Here is a 25700-nt window from a genome sequence, read left to right as displayed (position 1 = left end):
GTCGCCGAGCTTCGTGCCGGTGCCGTGGGCCTCGACCAGGTCGACGTCCGAAGTGGACAGGCGGGCACTGGCCAGCGCTTGCTGGATCACCTTGCGCTGGGCCGGACCGTTGGGGGCGGTGAGGCCGTTGGAGGCGCCGTCCTGGTTGATGGCCGAGCCCCGCACGATGGCCAGGACCGGGTGGCCGTTGCGCTGGGCGTCGGAGAGGCGTTCGACGAGCAGCATGCCCGCGCCCTCCGACCAGCCGGTGCCGTCCGCCGCGCCCGCGAAGGACTTGCAGCGGCCGTCGACCGCGAGGCCGCGTTGCCGGCTGAAGCCGACGAACGTGGACGGGGTCGCCATGACCGTGACACCACCGGCCAGCGCCAGCGTGCACTCGCCGTTGCGCAACGCCTGGACCGCGAGGTGCAGTGCCACCAACGAGGACGAGCACGCGGTGTCGACCGTGACGGCCGGACCCTCCAGGCCGAAGGTGTAGGAGACGCGACCGGAGGCGAGGCTGCCACCGGTGCCGAGGTAGCCCTCGGTCTCCTCGACGCCGCGCTCCACCACGGAGGCGTAGTCGTGGTACATGATCCCGGCGAACACACCGGTCCGGCTGCCGCGCTGCGCCGCCGGGTCGATGCCGGCGCGCTCGAACGCCTCCCACGTGGTCTCCAGCAGCAGGCGGTGCTGCGGGTCCAGCGCCAGCGCCTCACGGGGTGAGATGCCGAAGAACGTCGGGTCGAACTCGGCGGCGTCGTGCAGGAACCCGCCGTCGCGCACGTAGCTCGTGCCGGGGTGGTCGGGGTCGGCGTGGTACAGGTTCTCCAGGTCCCAGCCGCGGTCGGTCGGGAAGCCGGTGACGGCGTCCCCGCCCGACGCGACCAGGTTCCACAGGTCCTCCGGCGTGGTGATCCCGCCGGGGTAGCGGCAGGCCATGCCGACGATCGCGATCGGTTCGTCGGTGCCGAGCACGACGGTGCCGGCGGCGGTCGGCGTGGCCGCTCCCCCGCCGAGCTCGGTCCGCAGGTGCTCGGCGAGCGCGGCGGGCGTCGGGTAGTCGAACACCAGCGTGGCGGGCAGGCGGAGGCCGGTGTGACCGTTGAGGCGGTTGCGCAGCTCGACCGCGGTGAGCGAGTCGAACCCCAGTTCCTTGAACGCCAGGCCCGGTTCCACGTCGTCGCCGGAGCCGTAGCCGAGGACCTCGGCGACGTGGTGGCGCACGATCGTGACCAGTTCCGCGCCGGAGACGCCGGTCAACGCCGAGGCGGTCGGCACCGGGGCGGTGCGGGCGGAGCGGCGGGTCGGGCGGACCAGGCCGCGCAGCAGCGGGGACACGGTCGGCTGGCCACCGAGGACGGCGGTGTCGAGGTGCGCGGGCACCTGCACCGGCAGCTCGGAGGCGAAGGCGGCGTCGAACAGCGCCAGGCCCTCGTCCGGGGTCAGCGGGCGGACGCCCATGCGGGTCATCCGCTCGACGGTGGCGTCGGTGAGGGTCGCGCCCATGCCGCCGGTCCCGGCCCACAGGCCCCACGCGATCGAGAGGCCGTGCTGGCCGTTCGCCCGGCGGACGTGCGCCAGGTTGTCCAGCACCGCGTTGGCGGCGGCGTAGTTCGCCTGGCCCGCGTTGCCGAAGGTGGTCGCCGAGGAGGAGAAGAGGATGAACGCCTTGAGGTCGTGGGTCAGCTCGTGCAGGTTGAGCGCGCCGTCGACCTTGGGCCGCAGCACGGTGCCGACCTGCTCGGGGGTCAGGGCGTCGAGCACGCCGTCGTCCAGCACGCCCGCGGTGTGCACCACGGCGGACACCGGGTGGTCGGCCAGCAGCGCGGCGAGGGCGTCGCGGTCGGCCGCGTCGCACGCGGCGACGGTGACGGTGGCGCCGAGGGCTTCCAGCTCGGTGACGAGGTCGGCCGCGCCGGGCGCGTCCGGGCCGCGGCGGGAGGTGAGCAGCAGGCCGCGGACGCCGTACTTGACGACCAGGTGCTTGGCGAACACGGCGCCGAGACCGCCGGTCCCGCCGGTGATGAGCACGGTGCCGTCCAGCACCGGGACGTCCGCGCGGACGTCGGAGCTGCGGGCCAGCCGGGCGACGCGGACCACGCCGTCGCGCAGGCTGATCTGCGGTTCGCCGGTGGCGAGGGCCGCGGGCAAGACCTCCTCGGAAGCGGCGGAACCGTCGGTGTCGAGCAGGAGGAACCGTTCGGGGTGCTCGGTCTGCGCGGAGCGGACCAAGCCCTGGACGGCACTGCCCGCATGGTCGGCGCCGGTCGTGGCGAAGACCAGGCGCGACTCGGCGAAGCGCTCGTCGGCCAGCCACGCGCACAACAGGCGCAGCGCCGTCCGCACGGCCTCGTGCACCTCGGCCGCGCCACCGGTTCCGGCGGGGATGCTGACCAGCACGGCGTCGGCGGGCTCGATGGTGGAGAGGTCGGCGTCCAGGACCGTCTCGACGATCCGGATGGACGCGCCGGCGACCGGCAGAACGGTCCAGTCGACGTGGAACAGGGACTCGGTGAAGCCCGCGGCGAGCTGGTCGGCGCGAACCTCGCGCAGCACCAGCGATCCCACGGAGGCGACCGGAGCGCCGGTGGTGTCGGCGAGCTGGAGCGAGACGCCGTCGGCACCGGTCGGCGAGAGACGGACCCGCACCGCGGTGGCGCCCACGGCGTGCAGGGCGACCTCGCGCCAGGCGAACGGGAGCTTGGCCAGGCCACCCGACTCCACGGCGCCGATCGCGTGCAGCGTCGCGTCCAGCAGCGCCGGGTGGATGCCGAACCCCGTCACGTCGCCGTCGACCACGACGTCGGCGAACACCTCGTCACCGCGCCGCCACACGGCCTTGGCGCCCTGGAACACCGGCCCGTAGGCGAGTCCGACGGAGGCGAGGTCGTCGTAGAGGGTGTCGACCGCGACCGGCTGGGCACCGGCGGGCGGCCACTGCGACAGGTCGAACGTCGTGGCGGGCGCGGTCGGGAGCAGGGTGCCGGTGGCGTGCCGGGTCCACGGCCCGTCGAGTCGCGAGTGGACGGTCAGGGCGCGGCGGCCGGTGTCGTCCGGACCGCTGACACCGACCTGGACCTGCACGCCGCCGTGCTCGGGCACGACCAGCGGCGCTTCGAGGGTGAGCTCTTCCAGCAGCTCGCAGCCGACCTCGTCGGCCGCGTGGATCGCCAGCTCGACGAACGCGGTGCCGGGCAGCAGGACCGTGCCGGACACGGCGTGGTCGGCCAGCCAGGCGTGCGTGTCCAGGGCGAGGTGGCCGCTGAGCACGAGGCCGTCTGAGTCGGCGAGCGAGACCGTGGAGCCGAGCAGCGGGTGGTCGGACGCGCCGAGCCGGACGCCGCCGGGGACCACGTCGAGCCAGTAGCGGTCGCGCTGGAACGCGTAGGTGGGCAGGGAGACCTTCGTGCCGCCGCCGAAGTACGCGGTCCAGTCGACGGTGACGCCGCTGACGTGCAGGGCACCGACCGCCGTGGCAACGGACTCGACCTCATCGCGGTCCTTGCGCAGCAACGGGGTCACGGGGACCTCGGCCATCGCGGCGAGCACGCCGTCCGGGCCCAGCTCCAGGAACTTGGTGACCCCGCGCTCCTCCAGGGTCCGCACGGCGTCGTGGAAGCGGACGGTGTCGCGGACGTGGGAGACCCAGTACTCCGGGTCGGTCACGTCGCCGAGCAGCTCGATCCGGGGCCGCTGGAAGGTCAGGGTGGTGACGACGGCGCGGAAGTCGTCGAGCATCGGGTCCATCAGCGGCGAGTGGAACGCGTGCGACACGCTGAGCCGCTTGGACTTCCGGTCGGCGAACTTCTCGACCACCTGCGCGACGGGGGTTTCCTCGCCAGCGAGCACGATGGCCTTCGGGCCGTTGATCGCGGCGATGGAGACGGTGTCCGTGAGGTGGGGCGTGACCTCGTCCTCGGTGGCCTGCAACGCGATCATCGCGCCACCGGCCGGAAGGGCCTGCATCAGCCGCGCGCGGGCGTTGACCAGCTTGGCGGCGTCCTCCAACGAGAGCACACCCGCCACGTGGGCCGCGGCGATCTCACCGATGGAGTGCCCGCCCAGGAAGTCGGGACGGATGCCCCACGACTCGACCAGCCGGTACAGCGCCACTTCCAGGGCGAAGATCGCGGGCTGGGTGAACTCCGTGCGGTCCAACTCCTCCTGGGTGTCCCGCACGTCCACCAGCGCCGCCACCTCGTCGAACGCCTTCGCGAACACCGGGAACGCCGCGTACAGCTCACGGCCCATGCCCGCGCGCTGCGAACCCTGGCCGGTGAACAGGAACGCGAGACCGGACTCCTTGGCCACGCCGGGGTTCAGCGAGTCGAGCCCGCGCACCACGTCGGCCAGGTCAGTGCCGACGATGGCGGCACGGTGGGTGTGCGCGGTGCGGGTGGTCGCGAGGGACCAGGCCAGGTCGCGCGGGGTGCTGTCGGGGTGCGCGGCCAGGTGCTCGCTCAGCTTGGCGGCCTGGGCACGCAGGGCCTGCTCCGTCTTGCCCGACAGCACGAACGGAACCGCGACCGGCTCCTGGGCGACCGCCTCGACGGGCTCTACCGCCGGGGCCTGCTCGATGATCGTGTGGGCGTTGGTGCCGCTGATGCCGAACGACGAGATGCCCGCGCGGCGCGGACGGTCGTTCGCGGGCCACTCGCGGGCCTCGGTCAGCAGCTCGATGTTGCCGTCGGCCCAGTCGACGTGCGGCGAGCGGTGGTCGGCGTGCAGGGTCTTCGGCAGGACCCCGTTGCGCAGGGCCATGACCATCTTGATGATGCCCGCGACACCGGCGGCGGCCTGCGTGTGCCCGATGTTGGACTTGAGCGAGCCCAGCCACAGCGGGTCCTCGCGGTCCTGGCCGTAGGTGGCCAGCAGGGCCTGCGCCTCGATCGGGTCACCCAGCGAGGTGCCGGTGCCGTGCGCCTCGACGACGTCGACGTCCGAAGTGGACAGACCGGCCGACGCCAGCGCCTGCTTGATCACGCGCTGCTGCGACGGGCCGTTCGGGGCGGTCAGGCCGCTGGAGGCGCCGTCCTGGTTGATCGCACTGCCGCGCACGACGGCCAGGACCTCGTGGCCGAGCCGCTGGGCGTCGGACAGCCGCTCCAGCAGGAGCATGCCGACGCCCTCGCCCCAGCCGGTGCCGTCGGCCTCGGCGGAGAACGCCTTGCAGCGGCCGTCGGAGGCCAGGGCGCCCTGGCGGGCGAAGTCGATGAACGTGCCGGGCGTGGACATGACCGCGACACCGCCGGCCAGCGCCATCTCGCACTCGCCGAGCCGCAGGGCCTGCACGGCCCAGTGCAGTGCGACCAGCGACGAGGAGCACGCCGTGTCGATGGTGACGGCCGGGCCTTCCAGGCCGAGGGTGTAGGCGACGCGGCCGGACGCGATGCTGCCCGCGCTGCCGTTGCCCAGGTAGCCCTCGACGCCCTCCGGCGGCGCGATCTCGCGGGCGGCGTAGTCGTGGTACATCAGGCCGGCGAACACGCCGGTCCGGCTGCCCTTGAGCGTCGACGGGTCGATGCCCGCCCGTTCGAACGCCTCGTAGGACGTCTCCAGCAGCAACCGCTGCTGCGGGTCCATCGCCAGGGCCTCGCGGGGCGAGATGCCGAAGAACGCCGGGTCGAACGCGCTGACGTCGTAGAGGAAACCGCCCTCCAGGGGGATGTCCTCGACCTGCCAGCCGCGGTCGGTCGGGAACCCGGAGATCGCGTCGCGACCGTTCGCCACGAGGTCCCAGAGGTCCTCCGGGGTGGTGACCCCACCGGGGAAGCGGCACGACATCGCGACGATCGCGATGGGCTCGGAGGCCTTGTCCTCGACGTCGCGGAGCTGCTTGCGCGCGTCCCGCAGGTCGGCGGTGGCCCGCTTCAGGTAGGCGAGGTACTTGTCCTCGTTCGCCACGTGATCATCTCCTCTGGCGTTGGCGGCGGTCACGTGGCTCACGACAGCTCGTTGTCGAGCAGGTCGAACAACTCGTCCGCGGTGGCGGAGCCGAGGTCGTCGTCCTGCGGCGCTCCGGCGTCCAGCCCGGCGAGCAGGTCGCGCAGCCGGGCCGCGATCACCTGCTTCTCGGCGTCGTCCGGTGCGGCCGTGCCCAGTGCGGCGGCCAGTCGGTCCAGTTCGGTGTGCACACCGGTGGTGCCCGCCGCGTCCTCGGTCGGCACGATCGTGCCGAGGTGCTGGGCGAGCGCCGTCGGTGACGGGTAGTCGAAGATCAGCGTGGCGGGCAGGCGCAGGCCCGTCGCCGCGGTGATCCGGTTGCGGAACTCCACCGCGGTCAGCGAGTCGAAGCCGAGCTCCAGGAAGCCGCGACCGGCCTCCACGGCGGTGTAGGACTCGTAGCCGAGCACCGTGGCCGCGTGCTGCCGGACCAGGTCGAGGACCGCGCGGTCGCGGTCCACACCGGACAGTCCGGCGAGCCTGGCGGACAAGGAGACCTCGACGACAGCGGCTTCGGCGGACCGGCGGACCGGCGTCTTCACCAGGCCCCGCAGCAGCGGTGCGAGGGTGCCGGCGGCGGCCTGCGAACGCAGCACCGCGAGGTCCAGGTTGATCGGCACCAGCGCGGCGAGGTCGTGGCCCAGCGCGGTGTCGAACAGCTCCAGGCCCTGGCCCGGTGTCAGCGGTGCGACACCGGCCCGCGCCATGCGCTGGACGTCGGCCTCGGTGAGGTCGGCGCCCATGCCGTCCTCGGTGACCCACAGGCCCCACGCCACGGAGGTCGCGGCCAGACCGGTCGACCGCCGGCGCTGGGCCAGCGCGTCGAGGTAGGCGTTGGCCGCGGCGTAGTTGCCCTGGCCCGCCGCCCCGAACACACCGCCGGTGGAGGAGAACAGGACGAACGCGGCCAGGTCCAGGTCGCGGGTCAGCTCGTGCAGGGTGGTCGCCGCGTCGACCTTCGGCCGCAGCACGCGGTCGAGCTGGTCGGCGGTCAGCGAGGTGATCGTGGCGTCGTCGAGCACACCGGCGGTGTGCACCACGGCGGTCAGCGGGTGCTCGGCCGGGACACCGGCCAGCAGCCCGGTCACGGCGTCGCGGTCGGCGACGTCGCAGGCGACGAACTCCACCGCGGCGCCCTTGGCCACGAGCCGGTCGCGCAGGTCCTCCGCGCCGGGGGCGGCCAGGCCGCGCCTGCTGGTGAGGACCAGGTTGCGGATGCCGTGCCGGGTCACCAGGTGCTCGGCGACCAGGCCGCCGAGGGTGCCGGTGGCACCGGTGACGAGCACCGTGCCGTTCGGGTCGAGCGCGGTCGGCTCGGCGGCCGGGCCGACCTTGGCGAGGCGGGGCGCGAACGCGACTCCGTCACGCAGGGCCAGTTCCGGCTCACCGGCGGCGAGCGCGGCGGTCAGCGCCAGCGCCGAGGTGTCCGCCTCGTCCAGGTCCACCAGGACGAACCGGCCGGGGTGCTCGGCCTGCGCCGAGCGCACCAGGCCGCGGGCGGCGGCGTTGGCGAGGTCGGCGACGTCGTCGTCGGCACCGACGGCGACCGCGTTGCGGGTGACCAGCACGAGGTGCTGGTCCTCGCGGGTGTCGTCGGCGAGCCAGGTGCGCAGCAGGTCGAGCACGCCGGTCGTGGCGGAGCGGACCGAGTCGTCCTGGCTCGCCACGAAGGAGGCGAAGACCACGTCGGCGTCGCCGCCGGGCACCAGGCGGACACCGGCCTGTTCGAGGCCCGCGCCCACCTTCAGCTCGTCGTCGCCGAGCACGGCGTAGGTGACGTCCGCAACGGGCGTCCCGGTGGTGACCGCGGTCCACTCGACCCGGTACAGCGAGTCGACGTGGGTCGGGGCACCGGCGAGCTGGTCGGCCGAGATGGCCCGCAGCGCGAGGGAGTCCACCGCGGCGACCGGGGCTCCGGTGCCGTCGGCGAGCTGGATGGCGACGGACTCGCCGGTGGCGGAGAGCTTGACCCGCAACGACTTCGCGCCGGTCGAGTAGAGCCGCACGCCGCTCCAGGCGAAGGGCAGCAGCCCGTCACCGGAGAGCAGGCCGCCCGCGCCGATGCCGTGCAGCGCCGCGTCCAGCAGCGCCGGGTGCACGCCGTAGGCGCTCGCGTCGGCGTCGGCGGGCAGCGCGACCTCGGTGTAGACGTCGTCACCCAGTCGCCAGGCGGCGCCGAGACCCTGGAACAGCGGCCCGTAGCCGAACCCGGCGACCGCGAAGCCGTCGTAGACACCTGTCACGTCGACCGCCTCGGCGCCGGTCGGCGGCCACTGGGCCAGGTCGAAGGAGGGGACGTCCGACGCCACCAGGGACCCCGTGGCGTGCCGGGTCCACGGCTCGTCGCCACCGCGGCTGTGCAGCGCGAACGGCCGGGCGCCGGACTCGTCGGGAGCGCCCACGACGGCTTGGAGCTGCACGGAGCCGGTCTTCGGCAGCACGAGCGGCGACTGGAGGGTCAGCTCCTCCACGGCGCCGCAGCCGACCTGGTCCCCGGCCCGCAGGGCGAGCTCCACGAAGGCCGTGCCGGGCAGCAGGACCACGTCGTGGACCTCGTGCTCGGCCAGCCACGGGTGCGTTTCGAGGGAAAGCCTGCCGGTGAACAGGAAGCCGTCCGCGTCGGCCAGCGGCACGGCCGCGCCGAGCAGCGGGTGGTCGGCGGAGGCGAGTCCGGCCGAGGAGACGTCGACCGCCGTGGCCGCGTCCTCCAGCCAGTACCGCGAGGTCTGGAACGCGTAGGTGGGCAGCTCGACCTGGCGCGTGGCGCGACCGGCGAAGAACGCCCGCCAGTCGACCCCCACGCCGTGGACGTGCAGGTCGGCCAGCGCCGTGGTCAGCGTGGCGACCTCGGCCCGGTCCTTGCGCAGCACCGGGACCGCGGTCACGTCGGCCTCGGCGGCCATCGCCGTGAGGACGCCGTCCGGACCGACCTCCAGGAACGTGGTGACGCCCAGGCGGGTCAGCTCGGTCAGCGAGTCGGCGAACCGGACGGCGTCGCGCACGTGCCGGACCCAGTGCTCCGGGTCGGTCACGTCGCCGAGCATCGGGATGCGCGGGGTGGAGTAGGTCAGGCCCTGCGCGACGGCGCGGAACTCGTCGAGCATCGGCTCCATCAGCGGCGAGTGGAACGCGTGGGAGACCTTGAGGCGCTTGGTCTTCACGCCCTGCTCGGCCAGCCCGCCGACCACCGTGAGGACCGCGTCCTCGTCACCGGCGACGACCACCGAGCGCGGCCCGTTGACCGCGGCGATGGAGACGCCGTCGGTCAGCAGCGGGAGCACGTCGGACTCGGCCGCGCGGACGGAGATCATCAGGCCGCCGGTCGGCAGCGCCTGCATGAGCCGACCGCGGGCACCGACCAGAGCGGTGGCGTCGTCCAGCGAGAGCACCCCGGCCACGTGGGCCGCGGCCAGCTCGCCGATCGAGTGGCCCGCCAGGTGGTCGGCGCGCACGCCCCAGCTCTCCAGCAGCCGGAACAGCGCGACCTCGACCGCGAACAGCGCGGGCTGGGTCAGGCCGGTCTGGTCGAGGGCGTCGGCGTCGGCGCCGAACACGGTCTCGCGGACCGGGACGTCGAAGCGGTCGCAGACCTCGTCGAACGCCTTGGCGTACACCGGGAAGGCCTCGTACAGCTCGCGGCCCATGCCCAGCCGCTGCGAGCCCTGGCCGGTGAACAGGAAGGCCGTCTTGCCCGAACCCCCGACACCACCGGTGATGGCGTCGAACGCGGCCAGCTTGCCCAGCAGCTCGGTGCGGGACTCGGCCACGAACGCCGCGCGGTGCTCCAGTGCGGCCCGGTGGGTGGCGAGCGTGCCCGCCGCCTCGACCAGGTCCAGCTCCGGGTGCGCCGCCAGGTGGGCGTGCAGCTGGATCGCCTGCGCCTTCAGGGCTTCCTCGCCGCGAGCCGACAGCAGCACCGGAACGACCTGTTCGGTGATCGTCGGCTCCGCGCTTGGCAGAGCTTCCGGCGCCTGCTCGATGATCGTGTGGGCGTTGGTGCCGGAGATGCCGAACGAGGAGATCGCGGCCCGGCGGGGGCGGCCGGTCGACGGCCACTCGCGCGCCTCGGTCAGCAGCTCGACCTCGCCCGCGCTCCAGTCGATGTGCGGGGACGGGGCGTCGACGTTGAGCGTCTTGGGCAGCACGCCGTGCCGCATCGCCTGCACCATCTTGATGACACCGGCGACACCGGCGGCGGCCTGCGTGTGGCCGATGTTGGACTTGATCGAGCCGAGCCACAGCGGCTCGTCACCCGAGCGCTCCTGGCCGTAGGTGGCCAGCAGGGCCTGCGCCTCGATCGGGTCGCCCAGCGTGGTGCCGGTGCCGTGCGCCTCGACCACGTCGATCTGGTCGGCGCCGAGGCGGGCGTTCGCCAGCGCCTGCTTGATGACCCGCTGCTGCGACGGACCGTTCGGGGCGGTCAGGCCGTTCGAGGCGCCGTCCTGGTTGACCGCGGTGCCCTTGACGATGGCGAGCACCGGGTGGCCGTTGCGGCGCGCGTCGGACAGCCGCTCGACGAGCAGCAGGCCCACGCCCTCGCCCCACGCCGTGCCGTCGGCACCGGCCGCGAACGACTTGACGCGGCCGTCCTCGGCGAGGCCGCGCTGGCGGCTGAAGGAGGTGAACGTGCCGGGCGACGGCATCACCGTGACACCACCGGCCAGCGCCAGGTCGCACTCGCCGGACCGCAGCGCCTGCACCGCCAAGTGCAGTGCCACCAACGAGGAGGAGCACGCGGTGTCGACCGTGACGGCCGGACCTTCCAGCCCGAACGTGTAGGCGACGCGGCCGGAGATGACGCTGGCGGAGTTGCCGGTGCCGACGAAACCCTCGACCTCCTCCGGGATCAGCGTGAGCCGGGAGGCGTAGTCGTAGTACATGACACCGGCGAAGACACCGGTCTTGCTGCCGCGCACCGAGGTCGGGTCGATGCCCGCGCGCTCGAACGTCTCCCACGACGTCTCCAGCAGCAACCGCTGCTGCGGGTCGGTGGCCAGCGCCTCGCGCGGCCCCATCCCGAAGAACGCCGGGTCGAACTGCGCGGCGTCGTGCAGGAAGCCGCCTTCGCGGGCGTAGGTCGTGCCGGGGGTGTCGGGGTCGGAGTCGAACAGGTTCTCCAGGTCCCAGCCGCGGTCGGTCGGGAACGGCGAGATGCCGTCGTTCCCGGCGACCACGAGGTCCCACAGCTGCTCGGGGGTGCGGATGCCGCCGGGGTAGCGGCAGCTCATGGACACGATCGCGATCGGCTCGTCGTCGGCGACCTTCGCCGCGCGGACCTCCACCGCCGATGCCTCCACCGCGCCGAACAGCTCCTCGACGAGGTGGTCGGCCAGCGCGCCCGCGTTCGGGTAGTCGAAGACCAGCGTGGCGGGCAGGCGCATCCCCGTGACGGCGTTGAGGCCGTTGCGGAGTTCCACCGCCGTCAGCGAGTCGAAGCCCAGCTCCTTGAACGCGCGCCCGGCGTGGACGGCGTCCGGCGAGTCGTAGCCCAGGACGGCGGCGACCTGCGTGCGGACCAGCTCCAGCACCGCGCGGTGCCGCTCGGGGCCGACCAGGTCGGCCAGACCGAGGCGGGACGCGGTGTCGGCGGAGCGGGCGGCCCGGCGGGCCGGGCGGACCAGGCCCTGCAGGATCGCGGGCACGGTCGGGTGGGTGCGCAGGACCGCGAGGTCAAGGTGCACCGGGACGAGGTGGGCCTCCCCGCTGGCGAGCGCGGCGTCGAACAGCGCCAAGCCGTCCACAGTGGACAACGTGCCGATACCGCCGCGTGCCGCCCGGTCGGAGTCGGTGCCCATGCCGGTGTCGGTCTGCCACAGGCCCCACGCCAGCGACGTGGCGGCGAGCCCGTTCGCCCGGCGGTGGTGGGCGAGGCCGTCGAGGTAGGCGTTGGCGGCGGCGTAGTTCGACTGGCCCGCCGTGCCGTAGGTGCCGGACAGCGAGGAGAACAGGACGAACAGCTCGACGTCGCCGACCAGCTCGTGCAGGTGCCTGGCGGCGTCCGCCTTGGGCAGCGCCACGGCGTCGAGCCGGTCCGGGGTCTGCGCCTCGAACGTGCCGTCGTCCAGCACGCCCGCGGTGTGCACGACACCGGTCAGCGGGCGCTCGGCCGGGATCCCGGCGAGCAGCCGCTCCAGAGCGGAGCGGTCGGACACGTCGCACGCGGCGAACGTCGCGGCCGCGCCGAGCCCGGCCAGCTCGGTGGCCAGCTCCTCGGTGCCGGGCGCGTCGGCGCCGCGCCTGCTGACCAGCAGCAGGTTGGTGACGTCGTAGCGGGTGACGAGGTGCTTGGCGACCAGACCGCCCAGAGCACCGGTGGCACCGGTGATCAGTACCGTCCCGGTCGGGTCGAGCGCGGGCGGTGCCCCCACGGCCGCCGCCACGCGGGCCAGACGCGGCGCGCGGGCATCGCCGTCGCGGAGTGCCAGTTGAGGGGCCCCCGGAACCAGCGCGTGGGGCAGCACACGGTGAGAGGCCTCCTGACCGTCGAGGTCGAGCAGCACGAACCGGTCGGGGTGCTCGGTCTGCGCGGAGCGGACGAGACCCCAGATCGCGGCGCCCGCGAGGTCGGTGACGTCCTCCCCCGCCGTGGCGACCGCGCCACCGGTGACGAACACCAGCTTCGCGTCGGCGAACCGGTCGTCGGCGATCCAGGCCTGCGCCAGCGCCAGCACCTCGTGGGTGTCGGTCGCGGTCACCAGGACCGCGTCCGGCACCTCGGCGATGCTGTCGAGGTCCACTGTGGACATGACGCCGAGCGCGAACGCGAGGTCGGCGTCCAGCACGGCGATCGACGCGGTGTCCTCCGTCGTGGGCAGGGCTACCCAGTCGACCTTGAACAGCGAGTCGGTGGTGGTCGAGGCGGCCACCTGGTCGGCGGACACCTGGCGCAGCACCAGGGACTCGACCCGTGCGACCGGCGCACCGGTCCGGTCGGCCACGTCGAGGGTGATGCCGTCGTGCTTGCCCCGCGAGAGCTTCACCCGCAGGGCATTCGCGCCGACGGCGGTCAGCGAGACGTCGGTCCAGGCGAACGGGATGCGCACCACGTCGGTGTCGGACAGCAGACCGCCGAGGCCCGCGGCGTGCAGCGCGGAGTCCAGCAGCGCCGGGTGCAGGCCGAAGCCCGTGGCGTCGGCCACCTCCACCTCGACGAAGACCTCGTCGTCGCGCAGCCAGGCGGACCTGAGGCCCTGGAACGCCGGGCCGTAGCCGTAGCCGGACTCGGCCAGGGCGTCGTAGAAGCCGGTCAGGTCGACGGCTTCGGCGTCGGCGGGAGGCCACTCGGTCAGCGCGGTCCGAGCACCCGTGCCGGTGCCGAGGGAGCCGCTGGCGTGCCGGGTCCACAGGCCGTCGGCGACGCTGGAGTGCACCAGGAGGGTGCGGCGGCCGTTGTCCTCGGCGGCCACGGTCAGCTGGAGCGCCACGTCGCCGTGCTCGGGGACGACGAGCGGGGCCTCGAGGGTCAGCTCCTCCAGCAGGTCGAGGCCGACCTGCTCGGCCGCGTGCAGCGCCAGTTCCACGAACGCGGTGCCGGGCACCAGGATCGAGCCGAGCACGACGTGGTCGGCCAGCCACGGCTGGGCCGCCGTCGACAGGCGGCCGGTCAGCACCAGGCCGTCGCCGTCGGCCAGCGACAGCGCCGCGCCGAGCATCGGGTGGTCGACGTCGCGCAGGCCGAGCGCGGCCACGTCGGCCCAGCCCTGCGCGGGCTGCGGCCAGAAGCGCTCGCGCTGGAACGCGTAGGTGGGCAGGTCGACCCGGCGGGCGCCGGAACCGGCGAAGTACGCGGCCCAGTCGACCCGGTTGCCCAGGGTGTGCAGCGAGCCGAGCGCGCGGACGAAGGTCGTGACCTCGGGGCGGTCGGCGCGGAGCGCGGGCACCAGCACGGCGTCCGCGGCGCTGTCCGCGCCCATCGCGGTGAGGACCGCGTCCGGGCCCAGCTCCAGGAAGGTGGACGTGCCACGGGCTTCCAGCGTCGTGACGGTGTCGGCGAACCGGACGGCGTCGCGGACGTGGGAGACCCAGTACTCCGGGTTCGTGACGTCGCCCAGCACGGCGATGGTCGGCTCGTTGAACGCCAGCTTCGTGACGACCGCGCGGAACTCGTCGAGCATCGGGTCCATCAGCGGCGAGTGGAACGCGTGGGACACGGTGAGCCGCTTGGACTTCCGGTCCGCGAAGTGGGCGACCACCTGGGCGACGGCGTCCTCCGCACCCGCGACGACCACGGACGCCGGCCCGTTGACCGCGGCGATCGACACGGCGTCGGTGAGGTGCGGCGCGACCTCGGCTTCCGTGGCCTGCAACGCGACCATCGCGCCGCCGGCCGGGAGGGCCTGCATGAGCCTGCCGCGGGTCTCGACCAGCTTCGCGGCGTCCTCAAGGGTGAGGACCCCGGCCACGTGGGCGGCGGCGATCTCGCCGATGGAGTGGCCGCCGACGAAGTCGGGGCGCACGCCGAACGACTCGACCAGCCGGTAGAGCGCCACCTCCAGGGCGAACAGGGCGGGCTGGGTGGTGCCGGTCGCGTTGAGCGCGTCGGCCTCGACGCCGAACACGGCCTCGCCGACCGGCTGCTCGAAGTGGGCGCAGACGGCGTCGAAGGCGTCGGCGAACACGGGGAACGCGTCGTACAGCTCGCGGCCCATGCCGAGGCGCTGGGAACCCTGGCCGGTGAACAGGATCGCGAGACGGCCCTCGGCGGCCGTGCCGCGCACCAGGCCCGCGTCCCGGTCACCGCGCACCAGCGCCGTCAGACCGCGGACGAGGTCGTCGTGGCCCGCTCCGACCACGACCGCGCCGTGCTCCAGGTGGGCACGCGTGGTCGCGGTGGAGAACGCCGTGTCGGTGGCGTCGGCGGCGGAGCCGAGGTGGTCGAGCAGCCGTTCGGCCTGCTCCGCCAGCGCCTCCGCCGTCTTCGCGGACAGCACCAGGGGCAGCACCGGCAGCGGCTTGCCCTCGGGGACGGCCTCCTCGGTGACCGGTGCCTGCTCGATGATCGTGTGGGCGTTGGTGCCGCTGATGCCGAACGACGACACCGCCGCGCGGCGCGGGCGACCGGTCTCGGGCCAGTCGCGCGCCTCGGTCAGCAGCTCGACCGCGCCGGAGGTCCAGTCGACCTTGGGCGACGGCTCGTCGACGTGCAGCGTCTTGGGGGCGACGCCGTGCCGGATGGCCATGACCATCTTGATGATGCCGCCGACGCCCGCCGCCGACTGGGCGTGGCCGATGTTGGACTTGAGCGAGCCGAGCAGCAACGGGATCTCGCGGTCCTGGCCGTAGGTCGCGAGCACGGCCTGCGCCTCGATCGGGTCGCCCAGCACCGTGCCGGTGCCGTGCGCCTCGACCACGTCGATGTCCGAAGTGGACAGACCCGAGTTGGCCAGCGCCTGGCGGATCACCCGCTGCTGCGACGGACCGTTCGGGGCGGTCAGGCCGTTCGACGCGCCGTCCTGGTTCACCGCCGAGCCGCGCACGATCGCGAGGACTTGGTGGCCGTTGCGCCGCGCGTCGGACAGTCGCTCCACCAGGAGCATGCCGATGCCCTCGCCCCAGCCGGTGCCGTCCGCGGCGGCGGCGAACGCCTTGCAGCGGCCGTCGGTCGCGAGACCGCGCTGGCGGGAGAACTCGACGAACGTGCCGGGCGTGGACATGATCGTCACGCCGCCCGCCAGCGCCATCGTGCACTCACCGGAGCGCAGCGCCTGCGCGGCCAGGTGCAGGGCCACCAACGACGACGAGCACGCGGTGTCGACCGTGACGGCCGGACCCTCCAGGCCGAAGGTGTAGGACACCCGGCCGGAGGCGACGCTGGTGATGTTGCCGGTGCCGAGGTAGCCCTCGACGTTGTCGCCGCCCGCCACGAGCAGCGCGGAGTAGTCCTGGTTCGCGGTACCGGCGAACACGCCGATCTGCTGGCCGCGCAACGAGGTCGGGTCCAGACCCGCCCGCTCGAACACCTCCCACGAGGTCTCCAGCAGCAGTCGCTGCTGCGGGTCCATCGCGAGGGCTTCGCGGGGCGAGATGCCGAAGAACGCCGGGTCGAACGCGCTGATCCCCTCCAGGAACCCGCCTTCGACGACGTAGGACGAGCCCTGGCTGTCCGGGTCGGCGTCGAACAGGGCGTCGGCGTCCCAGCCGCGGTCGCCGGGGAACGGCGAGATGGCGTCGCGGCCCTCGGCGACGAGCTGCCACAGCTGCTCGGGCGAGGAGACGCCACCGGGGAAGCGGCAGGACATCGCGACGATCGCGATGGGCTCGTCGTCCACCGGCGTGCTGGCGGTGACGGTGTCGAGTGCGGTGCCCGCACCGCCGAACTGGGTGTCCAGGTGCTCGGCGAGCACGGCCGGGGTCGGGTAGTCGAAGACCAGCGTCGCGGGCAGCGCCAGACCGGTCTCGGTGGTGAGCCGGTTGCGCAGCTCGACGGCGGTCAGCGAGTCGAACCCGAGCTCGCGGAACGGCCGGGTGCTGGTGATGTCGTCACCGGAGGCGTACCCGCAGACGAGCGCGGCCTCGTGGCGCACCAGGTCGAGCAGCGCGCGGGAGCGGTCCCCGGCGGAGAGCGCGGCGAACTTCGACGTGCTCGGCGCGTCCTGGGTCGGTGCCGCCTCCAGCGCCGCGCGGACCTCGGGGAGGTCGCCGATCAACGGGCTGGGCCGCAGGGTGGTGAAGATCGGGGCGAACAGCGCCCAGTCGATGTCGGCGACCGCGACGGCGGTGTCGTCGAAGCGGATCGCCTGGCGCAGCGCGGTCAGCGCGGCCTCGGGGCGCATCGCGGTGACGCCGCGGCGGCGCAGCTGCTCCCCCGCGTCACCGGTGGCCATGCCCGCCTCGGCCCACGCGCCCCAGGCCACCGACAGCGCGGTGAGGCCGCGGGCGCGGCGGGACTCGGCCAGCGCGTCCAGGTAGGCGTTCGCGGCGGCGTAGGCGGACTGGCCGCCGCTGCCCCACGTCCCGGCGATGGAGGAGAACAGGACGAACGCGTCGACCTCGCCGACCAGCTCGTCCAGGTTCCGCGCGCCGACGACCTTCGGGGCCAGCAGCGCGGCGAAGTCGGCCGGGTCGTACTCGGCCAGCGGGGTGAACTGCTCGGCGCCCGCGGCGTGGATCACCGCGTCGGGCGGGAACTCCGCCACCAGCGCGGCCACGGCGTCGCGGTCGGCGACGTCGCAGGCGGCCAGCGTGACGCGGACCCCCCTGTCCCGCAACGCGTCGGCCAGCCCGGTGGCGCCGGGCGCGTCCGCGCCCCGACGGGAGGTGAGGACCAGGTGCTCCGCGCCCGCCTCCGCCAGCCAGTGGGCCACCCGCGCGCCAAGTGCGCCGGTGCCCCCGGTGACGAGCACGGTCCCACGCGGTGCGAAGCCCCCTACAGCCTCAGCGGTCCGCCCGTGCGCCAGTCGGCGGGCGAAGACGCCCGAACCGCGCAGAGCGACCTGGTCCTCGGTGCCCACGAGCACGGCGGCGAGCCGCTCGTACCCGCGCTTGTCCAGCGTCTCGGGGAGGTCGACGAGACCGCCCCAGCGGTCCGGGTGCTCCAGCCCCGCGACCAGTCCCAGGCCCCAGATCGTGGCCTGGTCGGGATTGCCGACCACGTCCGCGCGGCCGGTCGCGACCGCGCCGCGGGTCGTGCACCACAGCGGTGCGGAGATCCCGGCGTCACCGAGGGCTTGCACGAGTGCAAGCACCTCGGCGACGTCCGTGCAGGTGGAGAGCACCCCATCGACCTCGCCGACGGTCCCCAACCCGGTAACCAGATCCGCACGCTCCGCCGAGGCGGGGATGCGGACGATCTCGACACCCGGCAGTGCCAGGTCCTCGGGACCGACCAGCAGCCAACGGCCGGACGCGGTGGCCGCGCCGGGCGTCGTGTGCCGCCACTCGATCCGGTAGCGCCAGCCCTCCACAGTGGACTCGCCGCGGCGGTCGCGGCGCCACCGCGCCAGAGCGGGCAGGACGGTGCCGACGGTCTCGCTCTCCAGCGACAGCGAGGCGGCCAGCGACTCCAGGTCCTCGCGCTCGACGGCGTCCCAGAAGCGGGCGTCGACCTCGTCCACCTCGGCGGTGACCGCCGGGCGCTCCAGCCAGTACTGCTCGTGCTGGAACGCGTAGGTGGGCAGGTCGACGCGCCGGGCGCCGGAGCCCGCGAAGAACGCGGCCCAGTCGACCTTCACGCCGCGGGCGTGCAGGGCGCCGAGCGCGGTGACGACCGAGCGCGCCTCGGGGCGGTCCTTGCGCAGGCCCGCGACCAGGGCGGCGGTGCGGACGCTGTCGGCGGCCATCGCGGTGAGGACGCCGTCGGGGCCCAGCTCCAGGAACGTCCGGACGCCCTGCGCCTCCAGGGTCGTGACGGTGTCGGCGAAGCGGACCGTGCCGCGGACGTGGCGGACCCAGTACTCCGGGTCGGTCACCTCGCCCGGCACCGCGATCTTCGGGTCGGTGAAGGTCAGCGTCGACACGACGGCCCGGAAGTCGTCCAGCATCGGGTCCATCAGCGGCGAGTGGAACGCGTGCGACACGGCAAGCCGCTTGGACTTCCGGTCGGCGAAGTGGGTCAGCACCTGCTCGACCGCGGCTTCGGCACCGGCGATGACGACGGACCTGGGACCGTTGACCGCCGCGAGGGAAACCAAGGATTTCGCCAGATCGTCGGCTCCGCCGACGGCGAGGTGGGGTTCGACCTCGTCCTCGGTGGCCTGCAACGCGACCATCGCGCCACCGGTCGGCAGCGCCTGCATCAGGCGGCCGCGCGCGGACACGAGCTTGGCCGCGTCCTCCAGCGACAGCACCCCGGCCACGTGGGCCGCGGCGATCTCGCCGATCGAGTGGCCGCCGACGGCGTCGGGCTTGACGCCCCACGACTCGACCAGCCGGTAGAGAGCCACTTCCAGCGCGAACAGGGCGGGCTGGGCGTTGCCGGTCAGGTTCAGCGCGTCGGCGTCGGCGTCGACGCCGAACACGATCTCGGCGACCGGGACGTCCAGCGCGGCGCACACGTCGTCGAAGGCCTTGGCGAACACGGGGTAGGCCTCGTAGAGCTCGCGGCCCATGCCGAGCCGCTGCGAACCCTGGCCGGTGAACAGGATCGCGGTCTTGCCCTGCACGACGGTGTCGCGCACGGCGGGCGACCGCAGACCGGCCAGCAGCTCGTCGGTGTCGGCGGCGACCACGACGGCCCGGTGCTCCAGGTGGGCGCGGGTCGTGGCGGCGGAGAAACCGAGGTCGGCCAGCTCCGCCGACTCGGCCACGGCCGCCAGGTTCTCGGCCTGCGCGACCAGCGCGTCGGCGCTCTTGGCGGACAGCACGACCGGCGTGACCGGCGGCGCGACCCGCGGGGGCAGCGGCCGGGAGTCGACCGGCGCCTGCTCGATGATCGTGTGGGCGTTGGTGCCGCCGATGCCGAACGACGACACACCGGCGCGGCGCGGGTGGCCGGTCTCGGGCCACTCGACCTGCTCGGTGATCAGCTCGACGTCACCGGCCGTCCAGTCGACCTGCGGCGTCGGCGCGTCGGTGTGCAGCGTGCGGGGCAGGATGCCGTGCCGCATCGCCATGACCACCTTGATGATGCCCGCGACACCGGCCGCGGCCTGGGTGTGGCCCAGGTTGGACTTCAGCGCGCCCAGCAGCAGCGGGCGTTCGCGGTCCTGGCCGTAGGTGGCCAGCAGGGCCTGCGCCTCGATCGGGTCGCCGAGCTTCGTGCCGGTGCCGTGCGCCTCGACGACGTCGACGTCCTGGGTGGACAGTCCGGCGTTCGCCAGCGCCTGGCGGATGACCCGCTGCTGCGAGGGACCGTTCGGGGCGGTGAGGCCGTTGGACGCGCCGTCCTGGTTGACCGCGGACCCGCGCACCAGGGCGAGGACCTGGTGGCCGTGGCGCTTGGCGTCGGACAGCCGCTCGACGAGCAGCAGGCCGATGCCCTCCGACCAGCTGGCGCCGTCCGCGGCGGCGGCGAAGGGCTTGCAGCGACCGTCGGCCGCCATGCCGCCCTGGCTGGCGAAGTCGACGAACGTGCCGGGCGTCGCCATGACCGCGACACCGCCCACCAGCGCCATGTCGCACTCGCCGCCGCGCAGCGACTGGGCCGCGACGTGCAGTGCCACCAACGAGGAGGAGCACGCGGTGTCGATCGTGACGGCCGGGCCCTCCAGCCCGAAGGTGTAGGACACGCGGCCGGAGGCGACGCTGCCGGAGTTGCCGGTGCCCAGGTAGCCGGACACCTCCTCCGGGATCGTGGTCAGCCCGTTGACGTAGTCGTGGTACATCAGGCCGGTGAACACACCGGTCCTGCTGCCGCGCAGGGTGGCCGGGTCGATGCCCGCGCGTTCGAACGTCTCGTAGGAGACCTCCAGCAGCAGCCGCTGCTGCGGGTCCATCGCGACGGCCTCGCGGGGCGTGATGCCGAAGAACGGCGAGTCGAACTCGCTGGCGTTGTGCAGGAACCCGCCCTCGCTGGAGTCCATCGCCTGGCGCAGCAGGTCGAGGTCCCAGCCGCGGTCGGTCGGGAACGGCGAGATGGCGTCCACGCCGTCGGTCATGATCCGCCAGAGGTCCTCCGGCGAGGCGACGCCGCCGGGGAACCGGCAGGCCATCGACACGATCGCCAGCGGCTCGTCGGTGCTCTTGGTGGTGCTCGTCTGGACGGCCGCGGCGGGCAGGTCGCCGAGCAGCTCGCCGCATAGGAAGTCGGTGAGCACGGCGGCGGTCGGGTAGTCGAACACCAGCGTGGCGGGCAGCCGCAGGCCGGTCGCGGCCGAGAGCTGGTTGCGGAACTCCACCGCGGTCAACGAGTCGAAGCCCAGCTCCTTGAACGCGCGGCTCGCGTCCACCTCGGAGCCGGATCCGTAACCGAGCACGGCGGCGACGTAGGCGCGGACGATCTCCAGCACCTCGGGCGCCCGCTCGGCCTCGGGCAGCGCGGCGAGCCTGCCCGCGAGCCCGGCGACGGCGGCCTCGTCGGCCGCGCTCGCCTTGCGGCGCACCGGGTTGCGGACCAGACCGCGCCAGAGCCTCGGCACGGTGCCGTCACCCGCGCGCAACGCGCTGAGCGTCACCCGCACCGGCAGCAGCAGGTCGCCACCGGTGGCCAGCGCGGCGTCGAACAGGGACAGGCCCTCGGCGTCGGTCAGCGCGCTGAAACCACCGCGCGACAGGCGGTCCTGGCCGCCGGCGCCCATCGCGCCGGACATGCCGCTCGCCCGCTCCCACAGGCCCCAGGCCAGCGAGACGGCGGGCTTGCCGTGCGCGCGGCGGTGCGCGGTCAGGGCGTCGAGGAACGCGTTCGCGGCGGCGTAGTTGCCCTGGCCGGGCGAGCCGAGCACACCGGCGGCGGAGGAGAACGAGACGAACAGCGCCAGGTCGTCGTCGGCGGTGAGGTCGTGCAGGTGCCAGGCGGCGTCGACCTTGGGCCGCAGCACCGCGTCGACCCGTTCCGGCGTCAGGGAGGCCAGCACACCGTCGTCCAGCACGCCCGCCGCGTGCACCACGCCGGAGAGCGGGCGCTCGGCGCGGATGTCGGTCAGCAGGGCGGCCAGCGCGTCGCGGTCGGCGGCGTCGCAGGCGGCGATCCGGGCGTCGGCGCCCAGGACGGCCAGCTCGGCCAGCAGGTCCGCCGCGCCTTCGGCGGCGGGGCCGCGGCGGGAGGTCAGCACCAGGTGCCGCACGCCGTGCTCCGCGACGAGGTGCTTGGCCACGAGCGCGCCCAGTCCCCCGGTACCGCCGGTGATCAGGACCGCGCCGTCGACGGTGGGCAGGTCCACCGACCCGGAGGCCTTGGCCAGCCGCGGTGCCAGCACGACGCCGTCGCGGATGACGACCTCGGACTCGTCGGCGGCGAGCGCGATGTGCAGGGCCGCCTCGGAGGTGGGCAGGCCGTCGGTGTCGACGAGCAGGATCCGGCCGGGGTTCTCCGACTGCGCGGAGCGGACCAGGCCGCGGGCCGCGGCGGCGGCCAGGTCGGTCACGTCCTCGCCGGGCGCGACGGCCACGGCCCCGGTCGTGACCAGCACCAGGCGCTGGTCGCGGTCACCGGCCAGCCACTCGTGCAGCAGGTCCAGGACGGAGTGCGTGGTCGAGTGGACGGCGTCGACGCCCTCGCCGCCGCGCACGGGCATGACGACCGCGTCGTCGGCGCCGTCGGTGTCGTTGGTGCCGTCGGCGACCGGGACCCAGGTGAGCGCGAACAGGGAGTCGGGGGCGGCCGAGCGGACCGCGGTGAGCTGGTCGGTGGAGATCGCCCGCAGCACCAGCGACTCCACGGACGCGACCGGCTGACCGGCGCCGTCGGCGACGAGCAGCGACACGGCGTCGGTGCCCGCGCGGGTGATGCGGACCCGCAGGGCGGTGGCGCCCGCGGCCTGGAGCTCCACGCCGCTCCACGAGAACGGCAGCCACGGGCCGTCGGCGGAGCCGAGGAACCCGCCGTGCGCGATGGCGTGCAGCGAGGCGTCCAGCAGCGCGGGGTGCAGGCCGAAGCCGTCCACGTCGGTGCCCTCGGGCAGCGCCGCCTCGGCGTAAACGGCGTCGCCGTCGCGCCACACCGCGCGCAGGCCCTGGAACACCGGGCCGTAGTGCAGGCCGCCCGCGGCCATCGCGTCGTAGAGGCCGTCCAGGTCGACGGACTCCGCGCCCGTGGGCGGCCACGTGGTCAGGTCGCCTCGGGGCGCGAGCGGAGCGGGCGCGAGCACACCGGTGGCGTGCCGCACCCAGGCACCCTCGTCGGGGCGGGCGGAGATGGTGAACGAGCGGCGGCCGGACGCGTCGGGCTCGGCGACGGCGACCTGGAGCTGCACCGAGCCGTGCGCCGGGAGCACCAGCGGCGCCTGCACGGTCAGCTCGTCGAGCAGCGCGCAGTCGACGTGGTCGGCGGCCCGGATGGCCAGGTCCACGAACGCGGTGCCGGGCACGAACACCAGGCCGGACACGACGTGGTCGGCCAGCCACGGGTGGGTGCCGACCGAGACGCGGCCGGTGAACACGACCCCGCCGTCGTCGGACAGCTCCACGACCGCGCCGAGCAGCGGGTGGTCGGCCGCGCCGAGACCGGCCGAGGTGACGTCCACGGCGGCGGTGTCGTTGCCGATGAGCCAGTAGCGGCGGTGCTGGAAGGCGTAGGTGGGCAGGTCGACCCGGCGGGCGCCGGTCCCGGCGAACAGCGAGGTCCAGTCGACGGCCAGGCCGCGCACGTGGGCCTCGCCCAGCGAGGTGAGGAAGCGGCGGAGGCCACCGTGGTCGCGGCGCAGCGACCCGACCGCGAGGCCGGTGACCTCGGCGTCGTCGAGGATGTCCTGCACCGGCATGGTGAGCACCGGGTGCGGGCTGACCTCCACGAACGCGCGGAAGCCCTGGCCGACCATGGTCTCGACGGTGGGGGCGAACACGACCGTGCCGCGCGCGTTGCCGTACCAGTACGCGGCGTCCAGCTCGGAGCCGTCGACCAGCTCGCCGGTGACGGTGGAGAACATCGGGATGGTGGTGGAGCGCGGGGTGATCGGCGCGAGCACCTCCAGCACCTCGTCGCGGATGACCTCGACGACGGGCGAGTGCGAGGCGTACTCGACGCGGATGCGCTTGGCGCGCACGCCTTCGGCCTCCAGCTCGGCCACGAGGGCGTCGAGCACCTCGGGCTGACCGGACAGCGTGACGGCGCGCGGGCCGTTGATCGTCGCGACCGTCACGCCGGGCACGTCGGCGATCCGGGCTTCCAGCTCGGCCAGCGGAAGGGCGATGGAGGCCATGCCGCTCTTGCCCGCCAGTGCGACGAGCGCCTTGCCGCGCAGGGCGACCACGCGGGCGGCGTCCTCCAGGGACAGCGCGCCCGCGACGCACGCGGCGGCGATCTCGCCCTGCGAGTGGCCGATGACGGCGTCGGGCTTGACACCGTGGGACATCCAGAGCGCGGCGAGCGAGACCATGACGGAGAACAGGGCGGGCTGCACGACGTCGACGCGGTCCAGGCTCGCCGCGCCTTCCTCGTCGCGCAGCACGGCGGTGAGCGACCAGTCGACGTACGCCGACAGGGCCTGCTCGCACTCGGCGATCCGAGCGGCGAACACCGGCGAGGAGTCCAGCAGCCCGCCCGCCATGCCGACCCACTGCGAACCCTGGCCGGGGAAGACGAAGGCGGTCTTGCCGCGCACGTCGGTGGCGCCGCGGGCCAGGTCGGTGACCGGGCCGTCCTCGGCCAGGCCGCGCAGTCCGGCGGCCAGCTCGGCGCGCTCGGAGCCGACGAGCACCGCGCTGTGGTCGAAGCGGGAGCGGTGCGCGACCAGGGAGTGGGCCACGTCGGTCAGGTCGACGTCGCCGTCCACCAGTGACGCGAGCCGGGCGGCCTGCGCGCGCAGCGCCTCGGGGGTCTTCGCGGACAGGACCAGGGGGACGACGGGGAGCGCGGAAATCCTTGCGGGGTCAGGGTTCGCGGCGACGCCGTTCGCGTCTTCGGGCGCGGCCTGCTCCAGGATCGTGTGGGCGTTGGTGCCGCTGATGCCGAACGACGACACCGCCGCGCGGCGCGGACGACCGGTCTCGGGCCACGCCCGGTTCTCGGTGACCAGCTCGACGGCGCCGGAGGTCCAGTCGACGTGCGGGGTGGGGTTCTCCGCGTGCAGCGTCCTCGGGACGACGCCGTGCCGGATGGCCATGACCATCTTGATGACACCGGCGACACCGGCGGCGGCCTGGGCGTGGCCGATGTTGGACTTGAACGAGCCGAGCAGCAAAGGGTTCTCGCGGTCCTGGCCGTACGCGGCGAGCAGGGCTTGCGCCTCGATCGGGTCGCCCAGCTTGGTGCCGGTGCCGTGCGCCTCGACGGCGTCCACATCGGACGGTCCGAGCCTGCCGCTGGCCAACGCCTGCGCGATGACGCGTTCCTGGGCGAGGCCGTTGGGGGCGCTCAGGCCGTTGGAAGCGCCGTCCTGGTTGATGGCCGACCCGCGCACGATCGCGAGGACCTGGTGGCCGTTGCGGCGCGCGTCGGACAGCTTCTCCACGGCCAGCATGCCGACGCCCTCGGCCCAGCCGGTGCCGTCCGCGTCGGCGGAGAACGCCTTGCAGCGGCCGTCGGTGGACAGGCCGCGCTGGCGGGAGAACTCGACGAACATGCCGGGGGTCGCCATGACCGCGACACCGCCGGCGAGCGCGAGCGAGCACTCGCCGGAGCGCAGCGCCTGGATCGCCCAGTGCAGGGCGACCAGCGAGGACGAGCACGCGGTGTCGATCGTGACCGCGGGACCCTCCAGGCCCAGCGTGTAGGAGATGCGGCCGGAGGCGACGCTGGTGGCGTTGCCGGTGAGCAGGTAGCCCTCCACGCCGTCCTCGGCGTCGGCGGTCTCGGCGGCGTTGCCGTACTGGTACTGGGCGGCGCCGACGAAGACGCCGGTCCGGCTGCCGCGCAACGTGGCCGGGTCGATGCCCGCGTGCTCCAGGGTCTCCCACGAGGTCTCCAGCAGCACCCGCTGCTGGGGGTCCATGGCCAGCGCCTCGCGGGGGCTGATGCCGAAGAAGGCCGCGTCGAACTCGGCCGCGTCGTGCAGGAAGCCGCCGTCGGCGACGTAGGTGCTGCCCGCCGCCTCGGAGTCGTCGTCGAGGTTGACCTCCCAGCCCCGGTCGCCCGGCATGCCGCCGATGGCGTCACCGCCGGACTCCACGAACCGCCACAGCTGGTCGGGGGACGACACACCGCCGGGAAAACGACAGCCCATGCCGACGATCGCGATGGGCTCCTGGCCCTCGCGGTCGAGCTCGCGCAGCCTGCGCTTCGCGTCGTCGAGCTCGCTCGTCAC

General features: G+C 74.0%; 2 protein-coding genes (1 of these 2 cut by a window edge). Both read right to left on the bottom strand.

Annotated elements, in window-relative coordinates:
• Positions 1 to 5928, bottom strand: the beginning of a protein-coding gene (locus CLV43_RS39625) for an SDR family NAD(P)-dependent oxidoreductase (RefSeq protein WP_425445794.1). It extends 9099 nt beyond the left edge of the window; only the first 5928 of its 15027 coding nucleotides appear in the window; it begins with the start codon at positions 5926 to 5928; its stop codon lies beyond the left edge, outside the window.
• Positions 5925 to 25700 (bottom strand): type I polyketide synthase, encoded by a 19776-nt coding sequence (locus tag CLV43_RS49810; protein ID WP_425445796.1) that lies wholly within the window; start codon positions 25698 to 25700, stop codon positions 5925 to 5927. Before CLV43_RS49810 ends, CLV43_RS39625 begins: the two co-directional genes overlap by 4 nt.

This window comes from Umezawaea tangerina (assembly GCF_003002815.1).
GTDB lineage: Bacteria > Actinomycetota > Actinomycetes > Mycobacteriales > Pseudonocardiaceae > Umezawaea > Umezawaea tangerina.
This window is presented reverse-complemented; position numbering and strand designations above follow the sequence as displayed.